The sequence below is a fragment of the Saccharothrix sp. NBAS 001 genome (assembly GCF_056640475.1).
Genome location: NZ_CM153251.1, coordinates 3,124,019 through 3,141,537, shown reverse-complemented (window position 1 = coordinate 3,141,537; position 17,519 = coordinate 3,124,019). Strand labels below are relative to the sequence as shown.

At 73.3% G+C, this 17,519-nt stretch carries 15 protein-coding genes; 9 read left to right on the top strand and 6 right to left on the bottom strand.

The genetic code is table 11. The annotated features are described in order from the left end of the window. The first annotated feature begins 12 nt into the window (after positions 1 to 12). From AC0HI0_RS13250 to AC0HI0_RS13215, 8 genes are all read left to right on the top strand, one after another. Entirely contained in the window at positions 13 to 999 is a 987-nt protein-coding gene (locus AC0HI0_RS13250) for an LLM class flavin-dependent oxidoreductase (RefSeq protein ID WP_480932630.1), read from the top strand. Next, entirely contained in the window at positions 992 to 2,158 is a 1,167-nt protein-coding gene (locus tag AC0HI0_RS13245) for an MFS transporter (RefSeq protein ID WP_480932629.1), read from the top strand. The genes AC0HI0_RS13250 and AC0HI0_RS13245 overlap by 8 nt, the downstream gene beginning before the upstream one ends. Continuing rightward, positions 2,155 to 2,739 (top strand): NADPH-dependent FMN reductase, encoded by a 585-nt coding sequence (locus AC0HI0_RS13240; RefSeq protein ID WP_480932628.1) that lies wholly within the window; start codon positions 2,155 to 2,157, stop codon positions 2,737 to 2,739. Before AC0HI0_RS13245 ends, AC0HI0_RS13240 begins: the two co-directional genes overlap by 4 nt. Positions 2,740 to 2,757: 18 nt before the next feature. Further along, positions 2,758 to 3,606, top strand: coding sequence for a TIGR03621 family F420-dependent LLM class oxidoreductase (locus tag AC0HI0_RS13235; RefSeq protein ID WP_480932627.1), 849 nt, complete (start codon positions 2,758 to 2,760; stop codon positions 3,604 to 3,606). Positions 3,607 to 3,670: 64 nt separating this feature from the next. After that, positions 3,671 to 4,498, top strand: a complete 828-nt coding sequence (locus AC0HI0_RS13230; RefSeq protein WP_480932626.1) for an SDR family NAD(P)-dependent oxidoreductase — start codon at positions 3,671 to 3,673, stop codon at positions 4,496 to 4,498. Between the two features lie 104 nt (positions 4,499 to 4,602). Next, complete coding sequence (locus AC0HI0_RS13225) at positions 4,603 to 5,400, top strand: SDR family NAD(P)-dependent oxidoreductase (RefSeq protein WP_480932625.1); 798 nt, start codon at positions 4,603 to 4,605, stop codon at positions 5,398 to 5,400. Positions 5,401 to 5,501: 101 nt separating this feature from the next. After that, positions 5,502 to 6,560, top strand: a complete 1,059-nt coding sequence (locus tag AC0HI0_RS13220) for a methyltransferase (protein WP_480932624.1) — start codon at positions 5,502 to 5,504, stop codon at positions 6,558 to 6,560. Between the two features lie 149 nt (positions 6,561 to 6,709). Next, positions 6,710 to 8,161 carry a LuxR C-terminal-related transcriptional regulator gene (locus AC0HI0_RS13215; protein WP_480932623.1) on the top strand — a complete coding sequence of 484 codons (1,452 nt, stop codon included), beginning with the start codon at positions 6,710 to 6,712 and terminating at the stop codon, positions 8,159 to 8,161. Here AC0HI0_RS13215 and AC0HI0_RS13210 read toward each other — a convergent pair. The 4 genes from AC0HI0_RS13210 to AC0HI0_RS13195 all read right to left on the bottom strand — a co-directional run bounded on the left by AC0HI0_RS13210 (position 8,133) and on the right by AC0HI0_RS13195 (position 12,944). Then, complete coding sequence (locus AC0HI0_RS13210) at positions 8,133 to 9,143, bottom strand: AraC-like ligand-binding domain-containing protein (RefSeq protein WP_480932622.1); 1,011 nt, start codon at positions 9,141 to 9,143, stop codon at positions 8,133 to 8,135. The two genes, AC0HI0_RS13215 and AC0HI0_RS13210, sit on opposite strands and share 29 nt — an antisense overlap. Positions 9,144 to 9,346: 203 nt before the next feature. Further along, positions 9,347 to 11,509 (bottom strand): hypothetical protein, encoded by a 2,163-nt coding sequence (locus tag AC0HI0_RS13205; RefSeq protein ID WP_480932621.1) that lies wholly within the window; start codon positions 11,507 to 11,509, stop codon positions 9,347 to 9,349. Next, positions 11,506 to 11,922 carry a GtrA family protein gene (locus AC0HI0_RS13200; RefSeq protein WP_480932620.1) on the bottom strand — a complete coding sequence of 139 codons (417 nt, stop codon included), beginning with the start codon at positions 11,920 to 11,922 and terminating at the stop codon, positions 11,506 to 11,508. Before AC0HI0_RS13200 ends, AC0HI0_RS13205 begins: the two co-directional genes overlap by 4 nt. After that, complete coding sequence (locus tag AC0HI0_RS13195) at positions 11,919 to 12,944, bottom strand: glycosyltransferase family 2 protein (RefSeq protein ID WP_480932619.1); 1,026 nt, start codon at positions 12,942 to 12,944, stop codon at positions 11,919 to 11,921. Before AC0HI0_RS13195 ends, AC0HI0_RS13200 begins: the two co-directional genes overlap by 4 nt. Positions 12,945 to 13,118: 174 nt before the next feature. Between AC0HI0_RS13195 and AC0HI0_RS13190 the strand changes: the two genes are divergently transcribed. Then, positions 13,119 to 14,978 (top strand): PIG-L family deacetylase, encoded by a 1,860-nt coding sequence (locus tag AC0HI0_RS13190; protein WP_480932618.1) that lies wholly within the window; start codon positions 13,119 to 13,121, stop codon positions 14,976 to 14,978. 97 nt (positions 14,979 to 15,075) lie between these two features. On the opposite strand, the gene thpD is transcribed toward AC0HI0_RS13190, so the two are convergent. Together thpD and AC0HI0_RS13180 are read right to left on the bottom strand one after the other, a co-directional pair. Further along, positions 15,076 to 15,975 carry an ectoine hydroxylase gene (gene thpD, locus AC0HI0_RS13185; RefSeq protein ID WP_480932617.1) on the bottom strand — a complete coding sequence of 300 codons (900 nt, stop codon included), beginning with the start codon at positions 15,973 to 15,975 and terminating at the stop codon, positions 15,076 to 15,078. 32 nt (positions 15,976 to 16,007) lie between these two features. Further along, entirely contained in the window at positions 16,008 to 17,480 is a 1,473-nt protein-coding gene (locus tag AC0HI0_RS13180) for an MFS transporter (protein WP_480932616.1), read from the bottom strand. Between the last annotated feature and the right edge of the window lie 39 nt (positions 17,481 to 17,519).

Here is a 17,519-nt window from a genome sequence, read left to right as displayed (position 1 = left end):
ATGGAGACCACGATGGACGTCGGATTCCTCTTCGACCTGCGCAACCCCGCCCGGTGGGCCCGGCCGTGGGCCGACCACTACGCGCGCTCGCTGGAGCTGTGCGAGGAGGCGGACCTGCGCGGCGCGGGTGGGGTGTGGTTCACCGAGCACCACCTGTTCGACGACGGCTACCTCCCGCAGCCGCTGACGTTCGCGGCGGCCGCGGCGGCCCGCACCCGCACCGCCCGGATCGGCACGGCCGTGGTGCTGCCCGCGCTGCGCAAGCCGGCGCAGCTCGCCGAGGAGGCCGCGGTGGTCGACCTGATCAGCGGCGGCCGGCTGGAACTCGGGCTCGGTGCGGGGTACCGGGTGCCCGAGTTCGAGCTGTTCGGCGCGGACCACGGGCGCAAGTTCGCGGAGACCGAGCGGGTGATCCGGGAGGTGCGCCGGCTGTGGGACGAGGGTGGCGTCACGCCCGGCCCGGTGCAGGACCCGGTGCCGCTGTGGGGCGGTTTCTACGGGCCGCGCGGCGCGCGGCTGGCGGGCCGGCTGGGCATGGGGCTGCTGCACATCTCGCCGGAGATGTTCGGGCACTACCGGGAGGGCCTGGTCGAGGGCGGCCACGACCCGGCGAGCGCGCGGGTCGCCGACCTGCTGCCGGTGCTGCTGGCCGACGACCCGGACGCGGCGTGGCCCCGGATCGCGCCGCACCTGGCGCACCAGCAGAACACCTACCGCCGGGCGTCGGTCGAGGGCACCGACCACCCGGTGCCGCCGCTGCTGGAGCCCGGCGGGTCCCGCGACCGGCGCGAGACCGGGCCGTGGGGCGCGCTGGAGGTCATGACCCCGCAGGAGGCCGCCGACCGGATCCGCGAACGCACCCACGGGCTGCCGGTGCGCCACGTGGTGTTCTGGGCGACCGTCGCGGCCATGCCGGACGACCTGGTCACCCGGCACATCGAGCTGGCGAGCCAACAGCTCGCGCCGCTGCTCAACGCGCGGGAACCCGCCCGTGCCTGAGGGGACGGGGTGGGACCGCCGGGCCTGGGCGCTGCTGTTCGTGCTGTCCGGGAACATGCTGCTCGACGCCGTCGAGGTGGCGGTGGTGCTGCCCGCGCTCGCGCCGATCGGCGCGGAGTTCGGCCTGCCGCCGGCCGGCGCGCAGTGGGTGATGAGCGGGTTCGCGCTCGGCTTCGCCCTGCTGCTGGTGCCCGGCCCCCGGCTGGCCGCCCGGTTCGGCCGCCGCGAGGTCTACCTGGCCGCCCTGCTGGGGTTCGCGGCGGTCTCGGTGGTCGGCGGCCTGGCCGGCTCGCCCGAGGTGCTGATCGCGAGCCGCGTGGTCAAGGGGTTCTGCGCCGCGCTCACCGCGCCCGCGGGCCTGGCGATCATCGTGGCGGTGTTCGACGGGCCGGCGCGGCGGCGCGCGGTCTCGGTGTACTCGCTGTTCGGCGCGGCCGGGTTCACCGTGGGCCTGCTGCTGTCGGGGGTGCTGTCCGGCATCAGCTGGCACTGGACGTTCCTGTTCCCCGCGCCGATCGCGCTGGTGCTGTTCGCCGCCGGGCTGCGGGTGATCCCGCGCGCGCCGGCGAGCGCGCCGCCGCCGTCGGCGTCGTCGGCCGTGCTGCGCGACGGCTCGCTGCTGCGGGCCGGGGTCGGCGCGTTCGTGCTGAACGGGACCTACATCGGCCTGCTGCTGCTGGTCACCGTGCAGTTGCGGGAGGTGGAGCCCTGGCTGCTCGCGGTCGCGCTGCTGCCCGCCAGCCTGCCGCTGGTGTTCGCCGCGCCGCACGGGGCCCGGCTGGTGCGGCGGTTCGGCACCGGCCGGCTGATCGCGGCCGGCGCGCTGTGCTCGTTGGCGGGCAACGCTTTCTACCTCGTGCGGCCGCAGCCGTACGCGACCGGCGTGCTGCCGGTGCTGCTGCTGGTCGAGGCGGGGTTCGTGCTGTCGTTCGTGGCGCTCAACGTGCAGGCGACGGCGACCGTGCCGGCCGACCTGCGCGGTGCCGCCGTGCCGGTCTACCAGACGTTCGTCCAGTTCGGCTCGGTCGTGTTCCTGCCCCTGGCGGCGTTCCTGCCGGTCCCGGCGGCGACCGCGCTGCTCACCTCGGCGGCGGCGGTCGGCGCGGTCGTGGCGCTCACCGGCCTCCGCGCCCCCACCACCGGAAAGGTCCCGTCATGAGCCCGCTCACGCTCGTGGTGGTCGTCGGCAGCGTCCGCGACACCAGGTTCGCGCCCACCGCCGCCGAGTGGTTCGCCGACCAGGCCCGCCACCACCCGGACTTCCGGGTCGAGGTCGTCGACCTGCTCGACCACCCGTTGCCGCTGGTGCTGCCCGCGCCCGGCCACGAACCCGACGAGGCCACCGCGCGCGTCCGGGACGCGCTGGGCGCGCGCCTGGCCGCCGCCGACGCGTTCGTGCTCGTCACGCCCGAGTACAACCACGCGCCGCCCGCCGCGCTCAAGAACGCGATCGACTGGTTCAACGCCGAGTGGAACGCCAAACCGGTCGGGTTCGTGTCCTACGGCGGGATGAGCGGCGGCCTGCGCGCGGTCGAGCACCTGCGGCACGTGTTCGCCGAACTGCACGCCACGACCGTGCGCGAGTCGGTCAGCTTCACCAACGTGTGGAACGTCTTCCAGGACGGCGCGCCCCGCGACGGCGGGGAGAGCGCGATCGCCGCCAAGGTGCTGCTCGACCGCCTGGCGTGGTGGGGCCAGGCCCTGCGCGCCGCCCGCGCCGAACGCCCCTACCAGCGCTGAACCCGAGAGGTGAGTCCCGTGACCGCTGTCCACGACCGGCCGTTCCGCTTCGGCCTGTGCCTGTTCAGCCCCGTCGAACGCGCCGACTGGGTGCGGAAGGTGAAGCTGGCCGAGGAACTGGGCTACGACGTGGTGTCGGTGTCCGACCACCTCGGGATGCCCGCACCGCTGCCCACACTGGTGCTCGCGGCCGAGGCCACCGAACGGGTGCGGATCGGGACCCTCGTCCTGAACACCACCTTCTACCAGCCGGAGGTGCTGGCCCGCGACGTCGAGACGATCGACCGGTACTCCGGCGGCCGGGTCGAGGTCGGCCTGGGCGCGGGCTACGACCGGCGGCAGTTCGACGCGGCGGGCCTGCCGTGGACCTCCGCCGCGGACCGGGTCGCGCACCTGGAGCGGACCGTCGAGCGGCTCAAGGCGCGGCCCGGACCGCCGGTGCTGATCGCCGGCCGAGGCGACCGGGTGCTCCGGCTGGCCGCCGCCCGCGCCGACGTCGTGGCGTTCACCGGCACGGTCCGGGTGCGCGACGGCGAGGGCCTGCGGCTGGGCGGCGTGGACGAGCTGGCCGCGCGGGTCGAATTCGTCCGGGAACTGCTCGGTGACCGAATCGACGAGGTCGAGCTGAACATTCCGGTGCACCGGGTTCTGCTGCCCGGCAGTGAACACGTGATCGCCGATGTGTGGCAGAATGATCTCGACCTCACCACCGACCAGCTGGTCGAGTTGCCGTCATTGCTGGTCGGCACGCCGGAGGAATGCGCGGAGCAGTTGCACCAGGCGCGGAAGCGATTCGGAATCAGCTACTTCAGCGTCCTGGAACCCGAGATGACGGCGTTCGCCCGGGTCATCGAGGCGCTGCGTTGAGACAGGCGTGCCGCGGTCACCGGAATAACCCGACCCACCCGAAACCATAACCAGGGAGCATGGCTTGACGAGGACATACGTGATCACGGGCGCCAGTGACGGCATCGGTGCGGCCGTGGCGCGCGAACTGTTCTCCCGGGGCGACCACGTGGTCGCGCTCGGGACCAACCAGGACAAGGGCGACGCGCTGGTCCGCGCGGCGGAGTCGGCACCGGGCAGCGTCGAGTTCATCCGGGCCGACCTGAGCCTGGTGTCGAACAACCGGCGGGTGGTCGAGTCGATCCTCGACGCCCACCCGAGCATCGACGGCCTGGTGCTGTGCGCGCGGTTCTTCCGCACCTACCGGTCGGTCACCGCCGAGGGCTTCGAGGACAACTTCGCCCTGTTCTACCTGAGCAGGCTGCTGTTCGGGTACGGGCTGCGGCCGGCGCTGGAGAAGGCCGACCGGCCGGTGATCGTCAACGTGGCCGGGCCCGGCCACGACACCCCGGTCGAGTGGCACGACCTGCAGAGCGCGCGCGGCTACGACGGCGTCCGCGCGATGTTCATGACCGGCCGGCTCGACGACCTGCACGGCGTGACCTTCGCGCAGCGCTACGGCGACGGGCCGGTCCGCTACGTCCTGTTCCACCCCGGCACGACCTCCACCGGATTCGTCGGCGAGTTCGACCCGCCGACCGCGGCGTACATCGAACAGCAGAAGGCATTGGCGAAACCGGCCACCGCGGTCGTGCCGCCGATCATCCGGCTGCTGGACAACCCGCCGAAAGAGCCGTTGAGCGCGTTCAACATGTACAGCGAACTCGGCCTGGGCGGCGGACTGTTCTCGCCGGCCGACGCCGAGCGGTTGGCGACGATCACCGACGAACTGCTGGAACGCGTTCGCGGATAGCCCACCGCGGCCCTCGACCGGCCCGCGCCGCATTCGGCGGCACGACCGCTCGGGGGCCGTTCGACAACCGAGAAAATCGATATCCGACACAATCGGGGGTGTCCGTGGATCTGCGATTGACCGGCCGGCGCGCGCTGGTCACCGGGTCGAGTTCCGGGATCGGCGCGGCGATCGCGGAACTGCTCGCCGCCGAGGGCGCGGACGTGGTGGTGCACGGGCGCGACCGGGCCCGTGCCGAGGCGCTCGCGGAGAAGCTGCGCGACCACGGCCGCCGGGTGGACGTGGCGCTCGGCGACCTGGCCACCGACGAGGGCGCGCAGGCCGTGGTCCGCGCGGTCGCCGAGGGCGGCGGGGTCGACGTGCTGGTGAACAACGCGGGCGGCACCGACCTGGTCCCGTGGAGCGCCGCGACGCCCGAGCTGTGGGCGAAGTCCTACCAGGTGAACGTGGTGTCCGCGGTGCGGATGATCCACGCGTTCGTGCCCGGGATGCGGGAGCGCGGCTGGGGCCGGGTGGTCCAGGTCGGCGGCGGGCTCGCGGTGCAGCCCATGCCGATGCAGCCGCAGTACTCCGCCGCGCTGGCCGCGCGGCACAACCTCGCGGTCTCCCTCGCCCGCGACCTCAAGGGCACCGGGGTGACCTCGAACGTGGTCGCGCCGGGCGCGATCATGGTCGAGTACATGCGGGACTGGCTGCGCGGGATCGGCCCCGACCGGGGCTGGGGCACCGACCTGGCCGGGATCGAGCGGCGGGCCGCGGAGGAGTGGGTGCCCAACGACATCGGGCGGTACGGGACGCCGGCGGAGGTGGCGGGCGCGGTGGGCTACCTGGTGAGCCCGCTCGCGGATTACGTGAACGGTGCCGTGCTCCGGGTGGACGGCGGGCACGTGCGGTCCTACTGAGTTCGAGCCGAGGTCGTGCCGGGTTCGCGCGGAGTGGTTCCGCGCGGGTTTTTCAGGGTTCGGATCCGGATTGTCGGGAACCAGTGGAGTGGAGACCGGAAATGGGTGGCGAACAGCAATCGGACGATCGGGGTCACGCGCCGCTGCTGCCCCGTGCGGCACTGGCCGACCCGCGCGGACTGGTCCAGCACCTGGCCGCCCTGAAATGGGCGTTCGGTGCCATCCGGGCATTCGTGGAACTCGGCGTGCCGGACCACCTGGCGGCCGGGCCGGCCACCGCCGCCGAACTCGCCGAGGCGCTCGACGTGGACGCGTCCCGGCTCGGCCGGGTGCTGGCGGCGGTCGCGTCGGCGGGCGTGCTGGACGAGGACGCGGCCGGCCGGTTCGCCCTCACCCCGGCCGCCGAGGGGCTGCGGACCGGGGACGCGGGCGGGTTCCGGGACGTGTTCCTGTTCTTCACCGACCCGCTGATGTGGCGCCCGCACGAGAACGTCGCGCACACCGTGCGGACCGGCCGGCCGGCGTTCGAGCACACCTTCGGCGGGCCGTTCTACGACCACCTGCGCGCCGACCCGGCGGCCTCCGGGCTGTTCGACCGGGCGATGGCGCAGAACGACGGCCCGGACACCTTCGCGCTGTTCGAGGGGCTGGAGTTCCGGCGGATCGCGGACGTCGGCGGCGGGCGCGGCAGCTTCCTGGCCGAACTGCTGCGGCGCAACCCCGGCCGGGAAGGCGCGGTGTGCGACCACCCGCTCGCGGTGGCCGGCGCGGCCGAGGAATTCCACCGGCACGGGGTCGCGGACCGGGCGGTCGCGATCGAGGCGGATTTCTTCCGGGAAATACCGTCGGGATTCGACGCCTACCTGGTGAAGCGCTCGTTGCAGAATTGGGACGACGCGTCGGCGGTGCGCGCGCTGTCGACCATTCGGCGGGCCATCGGCGACGACTCGGCGGCCCGCCTGCTGGTCGTCAACCACGTTCTCACCCGATCAGGCGTACCCGATCTCGGTAAGCTGTCGGATATCGAGATGATGGCCGTTCTCGGCGGTCGGGAAAGGGGGTGGTCGGACTGGACCAGGCTCGCCGCCGACGCGGGGTTCGCCCCGGTCGCCGAGCCCGAACCCGGCCGGCTGTCCCTGTTGACCTTCCGTCCGGCCTGACCGCCCGCCGAGGCGGCCCCCGGCGTGGCGGGCCGCGCCGGCCCGCCGACGCCCGTGCGGGCCCTTGGCACGCGCGGCGGGCGAGGTCGTCCCACACACGCGAACCCCCGGCCGGTACCGCGCGGCCGGGGGAATTTGGGGGGTACGTGGTGAAGCACGACGTCCAACCGGTCGGCCTCGCGTCGGCACCGGTCGAGCGCGGGCTGCCCGCCGGAACCGGCGGGCAGGTCCCGTCGCTGGACCGGGTGCGCCGGGCGCGGGCCGAACTCGTCGAACGCGGGCGCTGGGGCGAGGCCGACGAGATCGTGCGCGAGGTGATCGAGATGGTGCTCGCCACGCCGACCGGCGCGCGCGGCCCGCAGCTGGGCGGCCTGGTCTACGTGCCGGGCAGCCCAGCCCCGGACAGCGCCGACTGCGCGAGCGCCGACCTCACCGGCATCCCCGAGGAGCAGCGGCTGGCCATCCTGGCCGTCCAGCTCGCCAACCGGGGCACCGACCGGGCGCAGACCCTGGCCACCGCGCGGCGGCTGCTCGCCCTGCCGGGGTGGCGCGGCGCGGGCGCGCTGTGGTGCGGCGTGCTCGCCCTCGGCTACGGCGACCGGCTCGACGAGGCGATGGACCGGTGCGTGCGGGCCATGCGCGAGACCGGGCCGGGCGGTTCCGCCGACACGCGCGGCGTGGTCGCCCTGCTGATGGCCCGGCTGATGTGGCTGGCGGGCGACCCGGCGGGCGCGGCCCGGGTGCTGACGGGTTCGTTGCGGCACAACGTCTGCGAGCAGGTGCGCGGCGTCGCGGTCGCCTGGCTGGTGGCCGCCCTGGTCGACCTGGGCGAACTCGACCGCGCGCAAGACCTGCTGCTGGAGCACGATTTCGGCGGCCGGCTGATCGGCGTGCAGGACCGCGCCGAGCTGTTCCTGGCGCGCGGCGCGCTGCACTTCGCGCTCGGCCAGTTCGAGCGCGCCCTGGAGGACTTCCTGGACTGCGGCCGGGAGCTGGCCCGCTGGGGCGTGAACAACCCGGCGGTCTCCCCGTGGCGGTCCAAGGCGGCGGTGTGCGCGAACGCGCTGGGCCGCACCGACCTGGCCCGCGCGCTGGTGTCCAAGGAGATGGCGGCGGCCCGGCGCTGGGGCAACCCCCGGCTGGTGGGCCTGGCGACCCACGCGGCGGCCGTGGTGGCGGGCTCGGACCCGGAGGCGTTGCGCGCCGCGGCGGCCGTGCTGGAGGACAACCACGCGCTCGGCGAGTCCCTCGGCGCGCGTTACGACCTGGCGCTGGCGCTGGGCACGCACGACCGGTACGACGAGGCCAGGGTGACCTTGGAGCAGGTGCGCGACACCGCCCGGCGCACCGGCTACCGGCTGTTCGCCGGCCGCGCCGAGGCCGCGCTGACCAGGATGACCACCCTGGACGGCGCGGGCGGGCTCACCAGGCAGGAGCGCAAGATCGGCGAACTGGCCCGCACCGGGCGCAGCAACCGGCAGATCGCCGAGGAGCAGTACCTCACCGTGCGCACGGTCGAGTTCCACCTGTCGCGGGTGTACCGCAAGCTCGGCATCGCGGGCCGGCGCGACCTCAAGACGATCCTGACACCGCTGTCCTGAGCGCCGGGACGACGGCGGCGCGCGTGCGCAGCGCGTGCCGCCGGTACTCGGCCGGGCCGATCCCGTACGCGGCCCGGAACGCCCGGCTGACGTGCGGGGCGTCCAGCAGCCCCCAGCGGGCGGCGAGGGCGGCCACCGTGCGGCCCGCCAGGCGCGGGTCCTCCAGGTCCTGGCGGAGCCGGTCCAGCCGCCGGGCCCGGATCCACGAGGACAGCGGCTGGTCCTGCCCGGTGAACAGCCGGTGCACGTACCGCACCGAGACGCGGTGCGCCCGCGCGACCGTGCGCGGGGAGAGGTCGGGGTCGGACAGGTTCGCCTCGCAGTAGGCGAGCATCCGGTCCAGCAGCGGCGCCCGGCCGTCCACCGGAGCCTCCCGGCCGGTGAACACCAGCGCGATCATGTCCACCAGCGAGTCGGCCAGCCGCTGCCCGCCGTGCGCCACCCCGACGTCGAGTTCGTCGGCCAACCCGGTGAAGAAGCCCGCCACCAGCCGCCGCACACCCCGCCCGGTCGCCTTGGGCGTGGCGACGGCCAGGCGCAGCGCGTCGGCGTCGGCGGCGAAGTACTCGCGGGGGCAGGTGACCACGATGGTCCGGAAGTCGTCCTGCGGGCGCAGCGCCGGGTCGCTGTGGACGAGGGTGTAAGGCCGGGTCGTGTCGTAGACGGCCATGTCGCCGGGCAGCATCACGTTGCGCCGGTCGTCCTGCGCGACCACCATCCGGCCCGAGACCTGCAACGCCACCTTGTACACGTCGTTGTCGGTCGAGCTGATCCGCCGGTGGTCGCGGCGCACCGTCAGCGCCGACGTCCGCAGGTCCGAGACCAGCAGCCCGCCGACGTGCTCGGCGCGGATGGCCGCCCGCATCGACCCGGGGTCGTTGGCGGTGATGGCCAGCGGCGCGAACGCGGTCGACGCGGCGTTCTGGAACTCCTCCAGGCGCTGCCGCGGTGTGCCGGCGGGATCCGTGGCGAAGTCGGTCAACTCGTCACCTGCCTCCGTACCGTTCGCACCACGGTACTGCGCGTGACCGGACGAGTACGCGGAACGACAAGAACCGGTGCACCCGCCGGCGGTCCGGCACCGGGAACGGCCCGTACGGTGGTCGTCCGGTCGGCCGTCCCGAGGGCGACCGCGACCGGGCGGCACCGGCGGTCGAGGGGTTCGCCGGTGCCACCCGGGAACGGCTACGCGTTGGCCGGTTCCCGCTCGGCGTCGACCTGCGGCACCGGCGCGGGCGTGCGGGCCCGCCACCGGAGGAACCCGGCGTAGGCCAGCGCGCACAACAGACCCAGCACCGCGAGCACGCTGCCCAGCGGCAGTCCCGGCGGCGTCCAGCGGATCGCGACCTGCCCGCCGTCGACGTCGGCCGGCAGGTCGACCACGAGCAGCCCGGCCGGACCCTGCCGGGTGGCCAGCTCGCGCCCGTCCAACTCCGCCCGGTAACCCGGCCACGCCAGCCGCGCGAACACCAGCGACCCGGCCCGCCCGCGCGGCTTGGTGAACCGCACCGACTCGTCCCGGTCGTCCGGCATGGCGTTCTCGGTGACCCGGACGCCTTCCGTGGCGTGCGAGAGCCGCCCGTCCGGCCACGGCAGCGGCTGCTCGCGGGTGAGCACCGTCTCCTTGTCCGACCGGAACGACACCCGCCAGCCGGCCGGCGGCTGGGCGTCCGGGCGGATCTCGTTCTCCACGATGACGCTGCGCACCCGGATCAGGTCGGCCAGGGTGCGCCCGTCGAGGTCGGTCGGCGCGAAGATCCGGTCGAGGCTGCCCGCGCACGTGCCGCCGTGGTAGGCCATGCAGGTCGCGTTGGCGAAATCGCGGAACTGCAACCCGGTGTACGAGCCGACCGACGACAGCCCCGCGACCAGCCCGACGTTGCCGGGCAGCACGGTGCCGACCGGGAACGTGGTGCCCTCGTGCGGCGGGAGCTGCGCGCGCAGCTCGTTGATCGAGCGGGGGAACTTGTGCTCCGCCACGTCGCCGTTGAACGGGAACCACGCCGTCTGCGCCACCAGCGCGGCGGCCACGCCGAGCACCAGCACCCCGTACATCGCCACCACCCGTCGGCGCGCCAGCCAGATCGCCAGCGTGGTGCCGACCACCAGCAGGCCGAGGGCGATCACGTGGTGCCGCCACTGCCACGGCCCGGCCGAGAACGTCAGGTACGCGGTGAGCGCCAGCGCGCCCGCGGTGATCAGCACCCGCCGCCGGAAGTGGTCCAGCCTGGGCCCGCCGGTCAGCAGGACCGCGAACAGCACGCCCGACGCCAGGTACACGACCTCCAGGTGCCGCAACGGGAACCGGAACATCCACATGTTCGACGGCCCGATCGCGAGCAGCAGGTAGACCGCCGCCACCGCGAACACCCCGGCCAGCGGACGCCACCGCTCGCGCAGCCGGCTCCAGTGCAGCCACGGCAGCAGCGGCAGGACGAACCACGCGAAGTACACCGACGGCGTGATCATCCGGATGCTGTGGCCGAAGCCGCGGATCATCGGCTGGTGGCTGGCCATGCTCAGGTTCAGCAGCTCCGACAGCCGGGGCATCAGCACGCCGTCGCTGGCGAAGCCCTGGCCCGCCCGCACGGTCACCGCCGAGCTGCCCAGCAGCGGCAGGTACACCAGCGGCACCAGCAGCGCCACCAGCCCGCCCACCACGAGCAGCCGCACCAGCGCCGGCCGGTCGTGCCTGACCCAGGACTCGACCAGCAGCGCGGACATCACCACGCACACGCCGACCAGCCCGTAGGGGTTGCCGGTGGTCACCGCGAGCGCCCCGAACAGGAACGCCCACAGCGGGCTGCCCGCGCCGCGCGCCATCCGCCGCGCCGCCCACCAGGTGAACGGCAACCAGGTGAACGCCATCAGACCGGCGGCCCACGTCGCGGTGTCGTAGTAGAGCGTGAACCCGCTGAACGGCAGCGCGATCGCGATCACCGCGGCCGGTCCGCGCCCCGCGCCGTACTCCCGGCACAGCAGGTAGACGCCCAGCGCCAGCAGCACCAGGAACTCGGTCTTCACCACGACCGCGGCCACCGCGAGGTCCTCGAACTGGTGGACCAGCACGAAGTTCGCCAGGTTGACCGGGTTCCAGAGGCCGAACAGCGCTTCGGCGGCGAGGTTGCCGCCCATCCAGTTGTCCACGTCCAGCAGCGGCGGCCAGTCGCCCTCCAGCAGCCGCCCGCCCAGGTCGTGCCAGGTGGGCAGGAACTGGACCGCGCTGTCGTCCCACACGTAGAACAGCCGGTTGCGCAGGAACGGGATCTGCGCGATCAGCACCACCGCGGCACAAACACCGAAGGCGACCAGCGGACCCCGCGCCGATCGTCGGACGAGCGTCGTCACGGCGTCCGTTCCTCTTCCTTGACCCGGGGCGCCGCCGTCCCGGGACGTCCCAGGAGCACGAGCTGCGCGACGATGAACGTGAACGGGATCGCCACCACCGCCGCGAGCAGCGGCGCGACCCCCTGGTCCACGTGCAGCCACGTGACCAGCGCGTACAGGCCCGCCGTGGTGACCACGAAGTTGGTCACGTTCGACAGCGGGAACAGCAGGAACGTCCGCAGCGACGGCTTCGTGCGGAACGTGAAGTAGCAGTTGAGGAAGTACGACCCGACCATGGCCAGCACGAACGCGGCCACGTGCGCCACCAGGTACGGCAACGCCAGGCGCAGCAGCACGTACAGGCCGTAGTAGACGCCGGTGTTGACCACGCCGACGAGTCCGAAGCGGACGATCCGCCCGAGCCGTGCGGTCACCGCGTGGTCCGCTCCGTGAACGGTCCGGACACCACGTCGCCCATGACCTCCACCGCGTGCTCGGCCACCGCGCGGCCCAGCGGCAGGGTGACCGGCGTCGGCCCGGTGCCGGCGGACTCCTTGACCAGGAAGTGCGGCCGGCGCTTGGCCTCGGAGTAGATGCGGCCGACGTACTCGCCGATCACGCCCAGGAACAGCAGTTGCAGGCCGCCCAGGACGAGCACGCCGCACATCAGCGTGACGTAGCCGGGCACGTCGACGCCGTGCCACACGGCGTTGACCAGCACCCAGATCGCGTACCCGAAGGCGATCGCGGTGACCAGCGCGCCGAGGTAGATGGCGATGCGCAGCGGTTTGGAGTTGAACGACACCACTCCGTCGATGCCGTAGTTGAGCAGTTTGCGCAGCGTCCAGCTGCTGTTGCCGTTCTGGCGCACCACGTTGTCGTAGTCGATGACCGCGGTGTCGAACCCGATCCAGGAGAACAGGCCCTTGGAGAACCGGTTGTACTCGCCCAGCGACAACAGCGCCTGCACCGCGCGCCGGCTGAGCACCCGGAAATCGCCGACGCCGTTCTGGAGTTCGACGTCGATGACCTTGTTGATCAGCTTGTAGTACACGTTCGACACGAGCTTGCGCAGCGGTGCCTCGCCGCGCCGGGTGCGGCGGGCGATCACCTGGTCGTAGCCGGTGCCGATCAGGGCGACCATCCGCTCCAGCAGCTCGGGCGGGTGCTGGAGGTCCGCGTCCATGATCGCCACGAGGTCGCCGGTCGCGTGGCCGAGGCCCGCCAGCATGGCGGCCTCCTTGCCGAAGTTCCGGCTCAGCGCCAGGTATTTGAAGCGCCCGTCACGTTCCGCGAGCAGGCGCAGCCGGGGCAGGGTGCCGTCCGTGCTGCCGTCGTCGACGAGCAGGACCTCGAAATCCTCGCTCACCGCCGGGAGCGTGCGCATCAGCGCCGCGAAAAGATCTTCCAGCCCGGCTTCCTCGTTGAAGCACGGGACCACCACCGAGATGCGCACAAGTCCCCTCGAAACCCCTCAAGACACTGCCGTGCCGATCGAACTCAAACGACGTGGAATCCCACCTGTCAACGACGCGCGACATCGCCGTCGCGTTGCACGGCGTCGCGTTGGTCACCGGTTTCTGCGCTGTCGCCTTCCTGTCGGTAGCCTGTCGGTCGCAGCAGGGGTGGAATGCGACTTGGGGGCACTGGTTCCATGGCGGGTGCACGGCCGTTCGCACTGCTCGTGGCGTCGACGCTGGCGGTACTGGTGGCCTGCGGCGACCCTACCGCACCGCCCGCGGCGCTCGACGAGGTCGCGTACATGCAGGTGGTCGCCCACCACGACGACGATCTATTGTTCATGAATCCGGATGTCCGCGACGGGGTCCGTTCCGGAAACCGGCTGATGACGGTGTTCCTCACCGCGGGCGAGGCGGAGGAACCGGACGCCAACGGCTACTCGGCGGCCCGGCAGCGGGGGGCCCGCGCCGCGTACGCGCGGATGGCGGGCGTGCCGGACGAATGGGACGGCTCGGCCCTGGCGCTGCCGGGCGGGCGCACCGCCGAGCGGTACTCGCTGAAGTCCCGGCCGAGGGTGGAACTGGTCTTCCTGAACCTGCCCGAGGACGCCGACCCGCGCGCGGCCGGCGGCAAGGGCGCGCTGAGCCGGCTGTGGCGCGACCGCGCCGGCCTGGTGTCGGTCGACACGCTGGTGCCGACCGGCGGCCAGGTGTCCGAGCCGTCCGACTACACCGGCAACGGCCTGATCACCGTGCTCGCCCGGCTGATGGCGGACTTCCGGCCGACCGTGCTGCGCACCCAGGACTCCGACCCGGACCCGGACTACCCGTTCTGGCAGCCGTTGCACGACCACCCCGACCACGTGATGAGCGCCCGGTTCGCCGAGGCGGCGGCCCAGGTCCACCGGCGTTCGCCGGACCACCCGGCGCTGTCGGTGGTCGGCTACCGGGACTACAACACCGAGAGCGCCCCGGTGAACCTGAGCCCGGCGCAGCAGGACGACAAGATCGGCCACTTCGGCGAGTACCAGAAGCACGACAAGCTCGCGCACGGCCCGACCGCGTACGACCGCTGGCCGCGCCGGATGTACTACCGGTGGGATCGCGGCACGTCGTGGGTCGGCCGGGCGCGGGACGGGCGGCTGCACGCGTTCGCCGTGCGCGGCCGCGACGTGGTCGGCTGGCGGCAGGCGGGGGAGCGGTGGGAGGGCGTCGACCCGGACCGCGCGGACGGCCCGCTCGCGGCGGGCCTGGCGGTCGGCGCGGGCGTCGGCGGGCTCACCGTGTGCGGGCGGCGGCTGGACAACCGGGAGTTGACCTGCCGCGACGACCGGGGGTGGGTGGGCCTGGGCAGCCCGGACCCCGGTGACGCGCGGGTGGGCGTGCCGGCCGTGGCCGCGCACCGCGACGGGCGGCTGGCGCTGTTCGTGCGCGACGGGCGCGGCGGGGTGAGCCGGGCCGAGCAGGACGGCGACGGCCGGTGGGGGCGGTGGGACCGGCTCGGCGGTGCGGACGTGCGCGACGGGTTGAGCGCCGTGCCCGGCCCGGACGGCGCGCCGGAGGTGTACGCGAGCACGGCCAAGTCCGTGCTGCGGTGGGCGGGCCGCTGGGACGAGTCGTTCCCGGCGGTCGCGCCGGGCGGTGCCCCGGTCGCGGTGGCCGGCGACGGCGGGACGACGACCGTCGTGGTGCCGGTGGCCGACACCGGCGAGGTGCTGCGCTCGACGCGTTCCGGCGGGTCCTGGTCGGCCCCGCTGCGCGGGCCGGGGCCGGGCGGCCCGGGAGGTCCGGCGGCGGTGGCCGCGCACGGCGACGTGGTCGTGGTCGGCCGGGCCGACGACGGCACGGTGACCACGGACGCGTCCGGGGCGTGGGTCGGGATCGGCGGCACGCCGCTGGACCACCCGGCGGCGGCGGTCGACTCGGCGGGCCGGCTGGTCGTGCTGCTGGTCGGCCCGGACGGGCGGCTGTACACCAGCGTCCAGGCGCAGCGGCACGGCTCGTTCGGCCGGTGGCAGCCCGCGTCCTGACGGGGGTGGTCCGGGCATCCGGCCGGACTCCGCCGCTCCCGGCCCGACCCGGTCCGCGGACCGGGTGGACCGGAAAGCCCGCGGAGTCCGGCCGCGGTCATCGCCGGGACATCTGCCCGATCGGCGTGAAGTCCCTGGCTCCCAGGTATTCCGGACGCCTCTCCTGCGACCCGAACGGCTCCACCAGTGTGTTGTGGACGCTGTTGTAGACGACGAACACGTTCGACCTCGCGAACGGGGTGATGTTGGCGTTCGAGCCGTGCATGATGTTGCAGTCGAACATGATCGCGTCGCCCGCCGACCCGGTGAACTGCACGATCCCGTGCCTGGCCGCGAGTTCGGTCAGCATCGCCTGGTCGGGGACGCCGACTTCCTGGTTGCGCAACGACGTCCGGTAGTTCTCCCGCCGCGTCTCGCCGATGCCGGTGACGAACGTCGCGTGGGAACCCGGCATCACCATCAGCGGGCCGTTGTACTCGTAGTTGTCGGTCAGCGCGATCGAGACGCTCAGGGCGCGCATCCCCGGCATGCCGTCCTCGCTGTGCCAGGTCTCGAAGTCGGAGTGCCAGTAGAAGTCGGTGCCGGTGAAGCCGGGCTTCACGTTGGCCCGGGTCTGGTGCAGGTAGACCTCCGAGCCCAGGATCTGCCGCGCCCGGTCGACGAACCGGCGGTCCTCGGTCAGTTCCCGCACCACCTCGCTGACCGCCTGGACCTGGAAGATGGACTTCACCGCGACGCCGTCGGCCTCGGCGATCCGCAGGTCCGACTCGGCCAGGTGGTCGGCCCGGGTCAGCCGCCGCACCTCGGCGATCAGCTCGGCGACCTCGTCCCGGTCCAGCACGCCGCGCAGGACGGTGAACCCGTCGCGTTCGTACCGGGCGAGTTCGGCCGCGTCGAACGGCCCGTCCTCGGCGCTGCCGTAGACGATCCGGTCGTGCCTCGGGATCTCTCGCGACGGGCCTCCGGTGCGCGTCGCGTAAGGGTCTTCCTCTGTCATGTTCCACACTCCGTTCGACGATGGTGCGCTGATCACCTCGACCGGGAGAACCGACGCCGGCGCGCGCCCTCCTTCCTCGGCACGGCCACGGCGGTGGTGACGACGACGGCGATCCCGCACGCGACGGCGACCGCCTGGAAGCTCGTGGTGAACGCCTCCTTCGCGGCCTCGGCGATGCCCCGGCCCGCTTCGCCGCCGACCTCGTCGGCCGCCGAGATCGCCTTGGCGATCGAGTTCGACACCCCGGTCGCGGTGTCGTCGGGCAGGTAGTGCCGGTAGGCCAGTCCGGCGAACGCGCCGATCACGGCGACGCCCAGGCCCGCGCCCGCCTCGAACGACACCGACTCGACCGCCGCCGCGGCACCGGCCTGCTCGGCACTGGCCCCGGTCATGATGAGGTCGGACGCGATCATCTGGACCGCGCCGTGGCCCGCGCCGACCAGCACGAGACCGGTGCCGAACAGCAGTTCGCGGTGCCCGGCGGCGGCGGTGGCGACCAGGGCGTAGCCGATCGCGGCCAGCGCCAGGCCGGCCCAGACCCCCGCACGGGCGCCGATCCGGGGCACGATCGCGCCCGCGACCGGTCCCGCGACGAGCGCCGCCAGGGGCATGGGCAGCAGGCCGATCGCCGCGTCGCGCGGGGACAGGCCCAGGGCGAACTGCAGGTACTGCACGAGCTGCAACTCGAACCCGACCATCACCAGCACCGGCAGGACCGAGGCCACGGCACCCGCCCGGAAGCGCGGAACCCGGAACAGGCTCAGGTCGAGCATGGGGTGGCGCATCCGCCACTGCCGCCGCACGAAGAGCACGGTCGCCACGACGCCGAGCAGCCCCGGGCCCGCGACCTCGATCGGGGACACCTGCTCGTGCGCGAGGGCGATGAAGCCGTAGGCCACGCCCATCGAGCCGACGATGGCCAACGTCGGGGAGGTCATCTCCCACGGCTGCTTGACCTCCGGCACCTGGTTGCGCAGCAGGAAGGCGACGATCGGCAGCGCGATCACCGCGATCGGGACGTTGACCAGGAAGATCGAACCCCACCAGAAGTGGTTGAGCAGGAACCCCCCGGCGACCGGGCCCAGCGCGGACGCCCCGGCGGCGACCGCGCTCCACGCGCCGACGGCGATCGAGTGCCCGCGGCCCGCGGGGAAGGTCTGCCGGATGACCGCGAGCGTGGCCGGGATGATCATGGCCGAGCCGATGGCCACCGCCACCCGGCCGGCGATCAGCTCGGCCGGGTTGGTGGCCAGCGAGGACAGCCCGGACGCGGCCCCGAACACGGCGAGCCCGACGAGCAGCAGCCGCTTGTGCCCGATCCGGTCGCCGAGCGGTCCGGTGACCAGCACGAGCCCGATCATGGTGAGTGAGTAGACGTCGACGATCCACAGCATCTCCAGCGCGGAAATCCGCATTTGCGCGCTGAGCGAGGGGACCGCGATGTTGAGGATGGTGACGTCGATCGCGGCGGGGAGGAAACAGAACAGGACGGTGGCCAGGACCATCCAGCGATATGCCGCACCCCGGTCCGCGGAAACGGCGGA